The following is a 13,071-nucleotide window of genomic DNA, read 5'->3' as shown; positions in this document are numbered from 1 at the left end:
ACATGACTGTTGCCCGACATACCTGGATCGCTTGCTCGCGATTGTTTTCAGCGCGACACGCCAACCTGGTAGCTCACCACGCTCCCCTGCACACCAAATGTTGAAATGCTCTGCCCCGCCAGCCTCTGTCCATCCACCTCGCGCTTACGAGGGTCAAAATTGGCTATCAACCGTGTTCCATCGGTAAAGGTGGTCTGCTGCACCAGCCGATCCTCGGTGAGCCAGCGAAAATCCGTCATCGCCTGGGTGCCCAGTCGCTCATGCAACGGTCGGAAGAACGCATCCTGGCGAGCAATCAACGGTAAACGCTGCTTCAGTGTCGCGGCACTCAGGTGATAGAGCGGCGGTACGTTGTAGAGCAGTTGGGTCAACTCATTTTCCACCTGAACATTGGTCAACTTCAGGCTATCGAACGTCCAGTGATGGGTAGTGATCACCGATCCATGGAACACCGCCTGGTACAACGGCAAACGCATGACCGGATCGAAATAAAGACGACGATACGGCTCCTTGACCGGCACCGGGTTGAAAAAAACATCGGGTTGCTCGGGAGGAAACCATTGACCCAGATAATAGGGTGATGCCTGGTTTTTGCTCATGTCTTCGTCACCCCAGCCAAACACCGGTGTCTGCATACCATGGGCAAATAAAATGCCCTGTGCCGTCACAGCGTTTCCATCCTCGGATCCCATGGGCAGCTTGAGGGTTTCGTTGATCCAGCGACCGGCCGCGATGTTTTCGACGGCGTTCTGCGCCTGCGTCATGGTTGCGCCCGAACGGTAGCTGTCGAACAACATGCCGGCCGCCGTTACGTCGAGGAACCAGCTGTTGAAACCCGTCTTGGCTTCAATCGCCTTGATGCGCAATTCGAGCAACGGCCTGACGCACCGGGGATCGGTGTAGTACCCGCTATTGAGAAAACCACTTTTGACTCGACCGCTCTTCAGCACAATGCCGCAGTTACGGTAAGCGGCCGCCCCCAGGTGTGCAGTGGTCCAGTCGGCGTTCTCGGTCGACTTCAGCACTGTTTCGTAGGAGTCATAGGGCGCCATCAGATAACCCGCACTGACGGCCGCACGAACTGCTTCGGGATGCCAGAGTCCGGCTTCCCACGCCTCGCCTATTCCAAGCCAAAGACGGGGCAACTTCTCCCTCTGGAGTTGCTCAATCATGCTCACTGATACGCCGTCTCCCCACCGCTCGGGAAACTCGGCAAGAGCAGGCGCAAACACCTGCGCGACCTCTGCTCGTAGCGCCCCATAACGGTTGGCCAGCGCATTCATGTCCGGCTCGCCAGCGGTTTGCCAACTTTGCCGCGCTGCGCTGTTTAGCGCCGAGTTGAGTCCACGTATCAGTACACGTTGTTCATAACCATTGAGTTCACGCTTCGCTTGCAACAACACCCTTCGACTTTCCGCATCCAGATAGCCACGCACTTGAGTGGCCAAAGGCGTTTTACCCTTTAGCAACGCGATCAGCGTTGACCAGTCCCGTACATCGTCGAGCCCTAATAAACCTCCACCCCACAGGTAAATATGAGCGGCCCCGAGTAACTTTTCTCCGTCAGGGGTTTCAAGCAATTTGGCATCGAGGGTTTCATAGCGTCCAGTCTCAACCAACCATTGCCTATAGCGTTTGGCGCCACTCAGTTGATCGGCTTCACCCAGCGCAAGACGAAAGGTCAACGGTGCACTCGGGTCCAGCGTGGTGAATTCGTGGCTGGCCGATAAGGCAAGTTCCTTGCCCTCTGCGCTGAACTGCAGACGGTTATTGTAGGGATTGGTCATCAGCCAGTTCAGCGTGAAACCACCGTGATCAACGCCCCATAGCGGGAGACTCAAGTCCTGGGTGGTGTTGAGTTCACCCTGGTCCAGCAAAAAGGTTTGCCACTGTGAATCACCGGAGGGTACGTAATGCCCCTCGGCGAGCGGCCACATCAAGCCTTTGCCCATGGCGTTGCCGGGCTGCTTGAGGAAGCTCAGTTCACCAGGATCGCGGGCCGTGATGGACAGGGACAGGTCATGTTGATCGAGGGCGGCGCTGAGGGTCCAGGCACCGTCATCCCATTGCCAATCAAGTCGATTGGTAGTTTGTTGAAGATGGCTGACTTTATGTGCCGCAACACCCACCGAGGCTTGTACTGACGGTTGTTGTGCAGGGGTAACGCGGATAGCCAGCGTCGCGGGCTCAAGTTCGATACGCCACATCGAATTCTCAAGCACGTTAGCGGCAAGTACCGAGGAAGAAAAAAATAGAGTGCCTATCAACGATAGCCACCACAGGCGACGGGTTACGTGTGGCATCAAAGCCCCTCCTCCATCTGGGAGAGGGACCCTAACGCAACGTACCCGATCTGTAAGTAGGACCGTTCCCAAATATCATTTCGGGAACGATCGGAACACCGCTTACTGCGCCTCGCTCTTCGGTTCCCGGATCCTGTACCAGGCCACATACAGCGCCGGCAAAAACAGCAGCGTCAGCAAGGTCGCGATAATAATCCCGCCAATCATCGCGTAGGCCATCGGCCCCCAAAACACTTCCCGGGCAATGGGGATCATCCCCAGACTCGCCGCCGCCGCCGTCAGCAAGATCGGCCTGCGTCGATGCTCAGTGGCTTGTACCACCGACTCCCACGGTGAATAACCGTCCTTCTCGAACGCTTCGATCTGCGTCACCAGAATCACCGAGTTGCGGATGATGATACCGATCAGCGCCAGAATCCCCAGGATCGCCACGAAGCCCATCGGCGTGCCGGTCGGGATCAGCGCCAGCACCACGCCAATCAACCCGAGCGGCGCGACGCTGGCCACCAGGAACAGCTTCTGCACACTGTGCAGCTGGATCATCAGGAAGGTCGCCATCAAGAACAGCATCAGCGGCACGACCTTGGCGATCGGCCCCTGGGCCTTGCCGCTTTCCTCGACCGTACCACCGGTGGCGACCTTGTAGCCCACTGGCAACGTAGCGGCGAACTGGTCGATGGCCGGCTTGAGTTGTTTCACCAGGTCAGTCGGCTGAATCTCGTCACGCACGGCAGCCTTGATCGTGATAGTTGGCTTGCGGTCTCGACGCCACACCAGCGGCTGTTCCAGTTCATAGCGCACGGTCGCGAACGACAACAGCGGAATCGACGTCCCTCCCGGCGTGACGATCTGCAGGTTCTGCAAAGTTTGCGGAGTTCCGCGTTCGGCATCCACCGCACGGCCCACGACGTTGATCAGATAGATATCGTCATCCACCTGCGTCACCGGCGCGCCGACCACGATACTGTTCATCAGGTTGGCCACGTCTTCCGATGACAGCCCCAGTTGCCGTGCCTTGTCCTGGGCGATGTCGATCCGCAGGACTTTGCCCGGCTCGTTCCAGTCGTAAATGATCTCGCCGATGTGGGAGTTCTTATCCAGCTCGGTCGCCAGTGCAATGGCATGCTTGCGCACCTGATCGATGTCCTTGCCACTGACCCGATACTGAATAGGCCGACCCACGGGCGGACCCATTTCCAGCGCCTGGACGTAACTGCCGATGCCGACGAATTCTTTGCGCAGACGCTCACGCAAGCGCTGGCTCAGGGCCTCTCGCGATTCCAGGCCTTTGCTGACGATGATCAGTTGCGCGTAGTACGGGTTTTGCAATTGCTGGTCGAGGGGCAGGTAGAAACGGATCGCACCTTCGCCAATGTAGGTGCTCCAGCGCACGATGTCCGGATCGCCTTTAAGCGTTTCCTCGAGCTTGTTCACGGCCTTGCGGGTTTCGGCAATCGAGGCGTTTTGCGGCAGGTTGAGGTCGACGAGAATTTCCGGGCGGTCCGACGACGGGAAGAACTGGTTCTGCACGAATTGCATGGAAAACACCGACGCCACGAACAGCGCAATCGTGATCCCGATGGCCCACCAGCGATTGCGCATCGCCCACAGCATGCCGCTGTTGAACGCCCGACCCACGCGGCCAGGCTCTGCATTGTGCGGCTTCACATTGGCGCTGAGGATGTGCACGCCGATCACCGGGGCGAACAGCACCGCGACCACCCATGACACCAGCATCGCCACCGCGATCACCGCAAACAGCGTAAAGGTGTACTCACCCGCCGAGCTCGCGTTGAGGCCAATCGGCACGAAACCGGCGACAGTCACCAGCGTACCGGTGAGCATCGGGAAGGCGGTCGAGGTGTAGGCGAACGTCGCCGCCTGCTCCTTGGTTTCGCCCATCTCCAGGCGCGTGACCATCATCTCCACCGTGATCATCGCGTCGTCCACCAGCAGACCGAGGGCGATGATCAGCGCGCCGAGCGAGATCCGCTGCATGGTAATGCCGCTGTATTCCATGAACACAAACACCATCGCCAGCACCAGCGGGATCGAGCACGCCACCACCAGCCCGGCACGCACGCCAAGGCTGATGAAGCTGACGATCAATACAATGACTACCGCTTCGAACAACGCGCTGGTGAAACCGCCGACGGCTTTTTCCACCACTTCGGCCTGGTCGGAAACGCTGTGCACGCCCACGCCCACCGGCAAGTCGGCAGTCAGCTCTTCCATGCGTTGATGCAGGGCCTTGCCGAACTCCTGGATGTTGCCGCCCTTCTTCATCGCGATGGCCAGGCCTATGGCGGTCTGGCCGTTGAAGCGAAACTCGGGCGTCGACGGATCGACATAACCACGGCTGATTTCAGCGATGTCCGCCAGGCGATAGAAGCGATCGTTGAGCTTCAGATTGACGTTGGCCAGGTCTTTCTCAGACGCGAACTGGCCCGATGTACGCACCGAAATCCGCTCGGGACCTGCCTCGATCACCCCGGCCGGGGTCACCGCGTTCTGGGATTGCAGGCTCTGCACCACCTGGCGCTGATCGAGTCCCAGGGCGGCAAGTTTGCGCGTGGAGAAGTTCAGGTAGATCACTTCGTCCTGCTCGCCGATCATCTCGACTTTGCCCAGCCCCGGCACATCACGGATCTCTGCCCGGACCTGCTCGACGTAATCGCGTAGCTGGCGCAGCGACATGCCATCCGCCGTGAAGGCGTAGACCGAGCCGTACACGTCACCGAACTCGTCGTTGAACCCCGGCCCTTGCAGGCCTTGAGGGAAATCGCCGCGAATGTCGTTGATCTTCTTGCGCACCTGATACCAGATTTCCGGAATGTCCTTGGCACTGGTGGTGTCGCGCAAATAGACGAACACGGTGGATTCACCGGGTCGGGTGTAGCTTTTCACGTAGTCGAGGGAGTCGAGTTCTTCGAGCTTTTTTTCGATGCGGTCAGTGACCTGCTTGAGGGTCTCTTCCTGGGTTGCGCCCGGCCAGCGGGTCTGGATAACCATGGTCTTGATGGTGAACGAGGGGTCTTCCTCGCGGCCCAGGTTCATGTACGAGAACACACCCATCAACAACGCGACGAACATCAAGTACCAGACAAACGACTGATGCTTGAGGGCCCATTCGGATAAATTGAAACTCCCTTTCATTGTGGGCTTTCCTCGTCGATTTTCACTTTTTGCCCAGGTTTCAGGCTGTTCACGCCGGCGCTGACCACGCGCTCGCCAGACTTCACGCCATCGGCCAGCACCACGGTGTCATCCGTGCGGCTGATCAAGCGAACGTCTCGCGGAGAAACGGTTTGGGTTTGTGCGTCGATCACCCAGATTCGCTGCTTGCCGTCCACCTCCTGCAACGCGGTGACGGGCAATTCAATGCGCGGTTTGATCGCCGAACTGAGGGTCACGCTGATGGCCGTGCCGAGGCGAAAGCCCGGTGGTGTATCCGTCAGCGTCAGGCGTGCCCGGCGAGTGCGGGTCGCGCTCTGTGCCTGTGGCTCGATTTCTCGAATGATGGCGGTGGTGGTGATGCTCGGGTCCAGTTGCGCGGCGACCTGGAACACCACGTCCGCCGGCAGCTGGTCGACCAGGGTGTCCGGCAGGTCGATCACCGCTTCCTTGATGTCCGGCTGCGCCAGGGTCACGACTTGCTGGCCGGCCGTGACGACTTGCCCGGCTTCGGCATTCCACGCGGTGACGATAGCCTTGTGATCGGTGCGCAGTTCGACGTAGCCCAGTTGGTCCTTGGCCTGATCGACCGCGGCCTTGGCTTGATCGAGGGAGGCCTGGGTGGTTTTCAGGTCGGTCTGGGCAGCGTCCAGTTGCGCCTGGGCGCCCACGCCACGATTGAACAGTTCCTGCTGGCGTCGGGCATTGGCCTGGGCGTTGATGAATTGCGCCTGGATTTTCGCCAGATCGCCCTGGGCAGAACGCAATTGGTTCTGCTGATCCGTGGGATCAAGCGTGGCGAGCAAGGCGCCCTTTTCGACTTCGGCGCCCACGTCGACGTTGCGACTGGCAATGCGACCCGGCACGCGGAACCCGACATTGCTTTCATAACGCGCCTGGATAGTGCCGGCAAATCGGCCGAGGGTTTCTTCGTTCAGGGCCAGGACCTTGATCGACAGCACAGGGCGTACCGGCTCCGGTGGCGGCTCTTTTTTCGAGCAGGCCGCCAGCATGACAGCGGCTAAAACCAGCAATAGGCGCGTCATGGCTGATTCCCCACTTCCAGATCCTTGTATGTGTTTTCGGCCACTTCCACTTTTACACCGGGGTGCAGTAACTGACCGCCGGCAATGATTACTTTATCGCCGGCATTCAAGCCGCCGCTGATGACGACTTTTCCGGTGAGGTAACGGCCGACGGTGACGGTGTGCAGTTCAGCTTTGCCTTCGCCGTCTACCCGCCACACGGCGGGTTCGCTGATGTTTTTGGTCAGGGCTGACCACGGCAGGACTACGGCGGATTTGCCTGGCGTCTTCGCGGTGGCGCTCACTACTGAGCCCAGTTGCATGCCCTCCGGCAAACTGCTGAGCGTCACTTTGACTTGCACCGTGCCGGTCTGCGCAGATACAGCCGGGGTGATCTCGCGGACGGTGCCGGTGGTTTTGATGGCGGGATTGTCGAGCAAGCTCACAACCACTGTTTTATCCTCCGGCGCCTCGGTCAGCAGCGACTCGTAGATGTTGAACACGGCGTCGCGCTCGCCATCCCGGGCCAGGCTGAAAATAGGCACCGTGGCCTGCACCACTTGGCCGACTTCGGCCTGGCGCGCAGTAATCACCCCCGGAGCGTCGGCAATCAGCGAGGTGTAGCTCAATTGCTCTCGGGCATTGGCCAGTTGCGCCTGGGCGGCCGTCAGCGCGCTTTGGCTGCTGCGCAATGCGGCTTGGGCAGCATCGTATTCGCTTTGGCTGGTGTAACCCTTGGGCAGGAGTTTTTGCTGGCGGACGAAGGACGCGGCGGCCTGTTTGACCCGGGCCTGTTCGGCGGTGACCTGGGCCTGTGCCGAGTCGACATTGGTCTGCAGGTCTTTGGGATCAAGCTTGGCCAGCACTTGCTTGGCCGACACACGATCACCGACGTCGACCATGCGCTGAATGATCTTGCCCCCGACACGGAACGACAGTTCGGTCTGCACCCGTGCCTGGACATCGCCCGTGAGGGTCACCGTCGCCGCGTAATCCGCCAGCTCGACCTCTTGCACGAACACCCGGGGGCGGTCCTTTTCAGCCTGTTTTTTTTCGCCGCAGGCGGTCAGCAAAGCCAGGAGGCTCAACCCAACCACTAATTTCAATCCGGGACCAGCCATGCAGACTCCTTTGCGTAGAACGGGCGTGCGATTGTCGATACGACTGTGAGCTTAGAACAGGGTTCAACAGGCGCCTCTGATGCCCGTCAAATAAAGCGATAACACTGCATCGCACCCCAATCGAAACCCTGTCACACCCCTGTAGCAGCTGGCGAAGCCTGCGTTCGGCTGCGAAGCAGTCGTAAATCAGTACTCGCGGTGCAACAGACAGACCGTGCAAGCCGGACTGTGACTGCTTCGCAGCCGAACGCAGGCTTCGCCAGCTGCTACAGGGATCGTGGGGCAGCGGATGCTACAGGGCATAACGATGTTGCGGACAATAAGGCAAACTGATGCACCGCGCAGCTGGAAGCTCCCCAATGCTCAAAACTCTTGCAGTGGCCAATTATCGCTCGATCAACAAACTGGTCATTCCGCTGGGCCGTCTGAACCTCATTACCGGCCCCAACGGCAGTGGCAAATCCAACCTCTACCGAGCGTTGCGCCTGCTGGCGGAAACCGCTCAGGGCGGTGTGGTCAATGCATTGGCCCGTGAGGGCGGGCTGGATTCGACATTTTGGGCGGGGCCGGAGAGCATCTCTCGGCGCATGCGTAACGGGGAAGTGCCAATCCAGGCAACCGTGCGACAAGGCGTCAAACGCCTGCGCCTGGGGTTTGCCGGCGAAGACTTCAGCTATTCGATTGCCCTGGGCCTGCCGGAACCGAGTCTTTCTGAGTTCTCCCTTGATCCGGAAATCAAAAAGGAATGCATCTGGTCCGGTCCGTTCTACCGTCCCGCCAGCCTGCTGGTGGATCGCGATGGTCCGATGATCCGCACTCGCGACGGTCGTGGCTGGGAAGTGCTCGCCCAGCACACGCCAAATTTCGACAGCCTGTTCGATCAGGTCGGCAGTCTTCGCACGTCCCCCGAAGTCTTGCAGCTGCGCGAATTCATCCGACGCTGGCGCTTCTACGATCATTTTCGCAGCGATGCCGACGCGCCCGTTCGTCAACCACAATTGGGCACGCGCACACCGGTGTTGCATCACGACGGCCGGGACCTGGCGGCGGCGTTGCAAACCATTCGCGAAATCGGTGATCCCGACGCCTTGCAAGCGGCCGTCAGCGATGCGTTTCCCGGGGCGAGATTGAATATCGCACCGCTGCAAGGTGGACGGTTTGCCATCGAGTTTTATCAGGAAGGATTGTTGCGACCGTTATCGGCGGCCGAGTTATCAGACGGGACGTTGCGATACTTACTGCTGGTTGCCGCGTTGCTGACGCCTAGACCGCCATCACTGATGGTGCTGAACGAGCCGGAAACCAGCCTTCACCCGGACCTGTTGCCGGCGCTGGCGCGGTTGATTATTCGTGCGTCGCAGCAGTGTCAGGTGTGGGTGGTGTCCCATGCCCGACGATTGATTTCGGCATTGCAGGAGGACGATGAGTGCAACTGCATCGTGCTGGAGAAAAATCTCGGCCAGACCGGGATTGTCGGGCAACGGATGCTGGATGAGCCAGCGTGGAATTGGCCAGATTGACTGATCCAACGTTACGGCTGTGCTTTATGTGGAGTGACGGCGAATGCGCTTGGCGTTCTTGGAAATACCAAGCTGCCCGTCGAATTGTTTGTTAAACAAATTGACTGCCAAATTATTTCCGGAAAAGTTGAAGCGCTCAGAACCAATCGGCTCAGGTGTGGGGAATCGAGCTGACGCTTGAGGTGAGCCAGGCGTCTGAGGAAGAGCCGATAGGGGAGGCGCCGAAGGCAGAGGGGACGCTGGCCCCCCTTCTGAAACAGGTGAAGGCATAGCCATCGGATGTTTACCGCTTTCCACAAATGCTTTCAACGCAGGAATGGTTTCGGGGTCCCGAGCCGCCCAATAGGAACCTGCTCTCGATACCAATGTGAGTGCTCCCAAACCCAACGTAACAAATCCCAGGGTTTTCGCTGCGTCAGTGTCTCCTGTAATTCCCGCAACAGCACTGGCCACGCCCGCCAGACTCGTAAGCATCGTTGTGACGCCTGCCAAGGTCGAACCAGCGGCCCCCACCGTATATCTGCCTTTCAATTGACCAGCCGCTCCCCGTTGCAATGCGTCCTTCGCCAATTTGTAGGGGATGGCCGGGGACATGACAATTTTTGCGTTCGCCACACTTATCAGAGCGCTGAGCAGCCTCGGAATCCCACCCGTCGGATCACTAAGATTCACCGGATCCCCCAGACAATACGCATACGGATTCAAGCCACCCCGCCCAAACGGACTCAGCCGGTCAGGGCTGTTGAAACGCATCAGCACCGGGTTGAACGCCCGGTGCCCGTTGCCCAGCAAATAATGCCCGGTCACCGGGTCGCGACGCTCGCCGCCAAAACCGAGAAGACTGGTCAGACCGCTTTCGGCCGCATGATGACCGTAGGGTGTGTAGGCCTGCGGCAACACCCCCGCCGAATCGATCTGTTGCAAAACGGAGCGCTGCTGGTCGGTGGCCAACAACTGGCTATTGAGGCGGGCGTACTCGCGCGATTGCACGGCCAGCAGTTGCTCGCCCTGCTGGAATACAGATTGACTGGCCTGCCCTTGCAGCTCGGTGACCAGATGCTGATGGCGATAGAAACGCTGCAGGTCAGCATGACCGGCGTGCTCAAGTCCTGTGAGCAGGTCCAGTGCGTCATAGCGATACCGACAAACTTCGGCGGTTAAAGTCCTCATGGATAAACCTCTTGGTCGAACGCAAATATTGCACCGATACCAACGGTTTAACACCTAGCAGAAATGCTAGGTACCCGGAACGTCATACGCATGTCACGCACTCACCCCTGTCACTTACCCCTCAACAATAACGCTCTCAGGCCTGGTGTATCGCTTAGTGTTTTGCGCACCTGTGGTCATACAGCTTGAGCTGGTAATGCCAAGTAGACGAAAAACAGTTGGATCATCACTCAAAAAACTATTCTGCGGATTTGCCGGGATGAAAGAACACGACTATTTTCCCCAGCGTCGTAGGAAAGATCTATTTTTCGGTAGGACCCTTCAGGGATGGACACCTTTTGGCCAGACTCCCGGCCGAACCCTCACAAGGAAGCGAAAAAATGGCAGATGAAGAAGTGCCGCAGCCGATGGACACGCAGGATCTATTGAAGCTGCTGCTGGCGTTGCGAAAGGCGTTGAAAGCCAAGACGGCCTAAGCCTCATAGGGGCAAAAAATTCTCAATGTGTTCGTGTAGCTTCCTGTAGCAGCTGCGGAGCCTGCGAGGCTGCGTCGGGCTGCGGAGCAGCCCCAAAAAGGCGGTCCTTCGGCCCGCAACGCAGCCTCGTGCCTCGGCAGCTGCTACAGGGCTTGGCGGGCAGGCTCACTCCCAAATAAAAAACGCCGACGCTATTGGTAGCCGTCGGCGCTTGAAACCGTGAATGGTTTACCGCGTCAATCAGAACGCCGGCAGTACCGCACCGCTGTATTTCTTCTCGATGAAAGCCTTCACTTCAGGACTGGTCAACGCCTTGGCCAGTTTCTGGATGGCTACGCTGTCCTTGTTGTCCGGACGTGCCACCAGGAAGTTCACGTAAGGCGAATCGGCGCCTTCGATGATCAGCGCATCTTTTGCCGGGTTCAGACCTGCTTCCAGCGCGTAGTTGGTGTTGATCATGTCCAGGTCGACCTGGTCGAGAACACGCGGCAGCATGGCCGACTCAAGTTCTTTGAACTTGAAGTTGTGCGGGTTCTTGGCGATGTCTTTCGGCGTAGCCAGCGCGTTTTTCGGGTCTTTCAACTCGATCAGGCCAGCCTTCTGCAGCAGGATCAGGGCACGGCCGCTGTTGCTGCCTTCGTTCGGGATTGCGATGGTCGCGCCGTCTTTCAGCTCAGCCAGGGTTTTGACTTTCTTGGAGTAGCCACCGAACGGTTCCACGTGCACGCCTATGACGGTCACCAGGTGGGTGCCTTTGCCTTCGTTGAAGCTGTTCAGGTAAGGCAGGGTCTGGAAGTAGTTGGCGTCCAGACGCTTCTGGTCAACCTGAACGTTCGGCTGAACGTAGTCGGTGAACACTTTGATTTCCAGATCCACGCCTTCTTTGGCGAGGGTCGGTTTGATCAGTTCCAGAATTTCGGCGTGGGGAACCGGAGTCGCCGCCACTACCAGTTTTTCGCCAGCCTGGGCCAGGCCCGCGGTCAGGGCAGCCGCCAATGCGGTGAACAACAGAACCTTTTTCATGCAGTGTCCTTATCGAAAATCACGGTCGTCATCGACGACGGCTTCAAGTGAGGTGCCAGTGAAGTGCTATCGCTGGCGTGACGCGGACAATACCGGGATTTTTTATTCCCGAACAATATCTTTTATTCACTTTCATATTCCATTTTGTTCATACAGACGAGCAGACCTTTGTAGCAGCTGCCGAAGGCTGCGTTCGGGCGCGCAGCGGCCGCAAATCCAGCGCTGCGGTCTTCCAGTAATCCCTTGTTGTGCCGTTTTACGATTGCTGCGCAATCGAACGCAGCCTTCGGCAGCTGCTACACAATCAGCGCAAGGCGCTCGAACAAGTGCCTCAACCCGGATCGTTCTGAAGGGGAGCCGTTCTTAATAAGCCGAGCCACCTCCTGCTCAATTTGCTCGAGAGGCGCAGGCACCGACGGCAAATTCAAATGTTCAGGCAAAATCTCGTCGCCAGTGCTGACCAACAGCGCAAAGTGGATGACGTTTTCCAGCTCCCGGGTGTTACCGGGCCAGGGATGCTGCTCCAACACGTGCTGCGCCGCCTCGCTGATCAGCGGCACGGGCAAGTCGAGGCGCTGGCTATAAATGCCGAGAAAATATTCGGACAGCGACAGAATATCGCCCACCCGTTCGCGCAGGGCCGGCAGTTCGAGTTGGCCTTCGCTGAGGTAATGATAGAGACGCTCGTGAAATTTTCCGGCAGCCACGGCCTGCGCCAGATCAATGCTGGTGGCCGCGACCAGCCGCACGTCCACCGGGCTCGGCTGAGTTGCGCCAACGCGGGTGACTTCATGATTTTCCAGGGCCGCGAGCAACTTGATCTGAATCGGCAGCGGCAGGTCGCCGATCTCGTCCAGATACAACGTGCCGCCATTGGCTGAACCAAACCATCCAGCTCGACTGCTCGCCGCACCGCTGTAGCTGCCGGCGGCATAGCCGAACAACTCGGCGTCAGCGTACGTCGGGCTGATCGCACCGCAATTGACCGACACGAACAAACCACCACGATCGCTTGCACGATGGATATGACGCGCGAGCAATTCCTTGCCGCTGCCGGTTTCGCCACGAATCAATACACTGATGGCGCGCGGCGCCAGATTCTCCAGCTCCTGGCGCAATTGCCGCGAGCGCGGATCGACAAACACCAGCGCTTTGGCGCGGATGCTCAGCGGGCTTTTTTCGGCGTCGGGAAAGGTCAGCAGCGGCTGACCGAAGGTTTCAAAGCTCATGGCAGACTCCCGCCCAAAACCGCCGGGAGG

8 protein-coding genes are annotated in these 13,071 nt (G+C 58.7%); 1 reads left to right on the top strand and 7 read right to left on the bottom strand.

The features are described from left to right. Positions 1–47 precede the first annotated feature (47 nt). The 4 genes from ACA063_RS00960 to ACA063_RS00945 all read right to left on the bottom strand — a co-directional run bounded on the left by ACA063_RS00960 (position 48) and on the right by ACA063_RS00945 (position 7,623). Positions 48–2,303, bottom strand: coding sequence for a glycoside hydrolase (locus ACA063_RS00960; RefSeq protein WP_497664447.1), 2,256 nt, complete (start codon positions 2,301–2,303; stop codon positions 48–50). Between the two features lie 102 nt (positions 2,304–2,405). Beyond that, on the bottom strand, positions 2,406–5,459 hold the full coding sequence (locus ACA063_RS00955) for an efflux RND transporter permease subunit (protein ID WP_497664446.1): 3,054 nt from the start codon (positions 5,457–5,459) through the stop codon (positions 2,406–2,408). Further along, the gene (locus ACA063_RS00950; RefSeq protein ID WP_497664445.1) at positions 5,456–6,523 is read right to left on the bottom strand and encodes an efflux RND transporter periplasmic adaptor subunit; all 1,068 of its coding nucleotides are present in this window, start codon (positions 6,521–6,523) and stop codon (positions 5,456–5,458) included. Before ACA063_RS00950 ends, ACA063_RS00955 begins: the two co-directional genes overlap by 4 nt. Continuing rightward, positions 6,520–7,623 carry an efflux RND transporter periplasmic adaptor subunit gene (locus tag ACA063_RS00945; protein ID WP_497664444.1) on the bottom strand — a complete coding sequence of 368 codons (1,104 nt, stop codon included), beginning with the start codon at positions 7,621–7,623 and terminating at the stop codon, positions 6,520–6,522. Before ACA063_RS00945 ends, ACA063_RS00950 begins: the two co-directional genes overlap by 4 nt. Positions 7,624–7,982: 359 nt before the next feature. On the opposite strand from ACA063_RS00945, the gene ACA063_RS00940 reads away from it, so the two are divergent. Beyond that, positions 7,983–9,143 (top strand): AAA family ATPase, encoded by a 1,161-nt coding sequence (locus ACA063_RS00940; RefSeq protein WP_497664443.1) that lies wholly within the window; start codon positions 7,983–7,985, stop codon positions 9,141–9,143. Positions 9,144–9,167: 24 nt separating this feature from the next. On the opposite strand, the gene ACA063_RS00935 is transcribed toward ACA063_RS00940, so the two are convergent. From ACA063_RS00935 to ACA063_RS00925, 3 genes are all read right to left on the bottom strand, one after another. After that, positions 9,168–10,313: an RHS repeat-associated core domain-containing protein gene (locus ACA063_RS00935; protein WP_497664442.1), complete on the bottom strand. Its 1,146-nt coding sequence runs from the start codon at positions 10,311–10,313 to the stop codon at positions 9,168–9,170. A gap of 716 nt (positions 10,314–11,029) precedes the next feature. Then, positions 11,030–11,812, bottom strand: a complete 783-nt coding sequence (locus ACA063_RS00930; protein ID WP_497664441.1) for a MetQ/NlpA family ABC transporter substrate-binding protein — start codon at positions 11,810–11,812, stop codon at positions 11,030–11,032. Positions 11,813–12,108: 296 nt separating this feature from the next. After that, on the bottom strand, positions 12,109–13,041 hold the full coding sequence (locus ACA063_RS00925) for a sigma 54-interacting transcriptional regulator (RefSeq protein WP_497664440.1): 933 nt from the start codon (positions 13,039–13,041) through the stop codon (positions 12,109–12,111). Positions 13,042–13,071: the final 30 nt, after the last annotated feature.

This window comes from Pseudomonas sp. LBUM1643, assembly GCF_059716215.1.
This window is presented reverse-complemented; position numbering and strand designations above follow the sequence as displayed.

Coding starts and splice junctions, on each gene's coding strand:
- ACA063_RS00925 (WP_497664440.1), bottom strand. CDS start 13,041: ATGAGCTTTGAAACCTTCGGTCAGCCGCTGCTGACCTTTCCCGACGCC.
- ACA063_RS00960 (WP_497664447.1), bottom strand. CDS start 2,303: ATGCCACACGTAACCCGTCGCCTGTGGTGGCTATCGTTGATAGGCACT.
- ACA063_RS00935 (WP_497664442.1), bottom strand. CDS start 10,313: ATGAGGACTTTAACCGCCGAAGTTTGTCGGTATCGCTATGACGCACTG.
- ACA063_RS00930 (WP_497664441.1), bottom strand. CDS start 11,812: ATGAAAAAGGTTCTGTTGTTCACCGCATTGGCGGCTGCCCTGACCGCG.
- ACA063_RS00950 (WP_497664445.1), bottom strand. CDS start 6,523: ATGACGCGCCTATTGCTGGTTTTAGCCGCTGTCATGCTGGCGGCCTGC.
- ACA063_RS00940 (WP_497664443.1), top strand. CDS start 7,983: ATGCTCAAAACTCTTGCAGTGGCCAATTATCGCTCGATCAACAAACTG.
- ACA063_RS00945 (WP_497664444.1), bottom strand. CDS start 7,623: ATGGCTGGTCCCGGATTGAAATTAGTGGTTGGGTTGAGCCTCCTGGCT.
- ACA063_RS00955 (WP_497664446.1), bottom strand. CDS start 5,459: ATGAAAGGGAGTTTCAATTTATCCGAATGGGCCCTCAAGCATCAGTCG.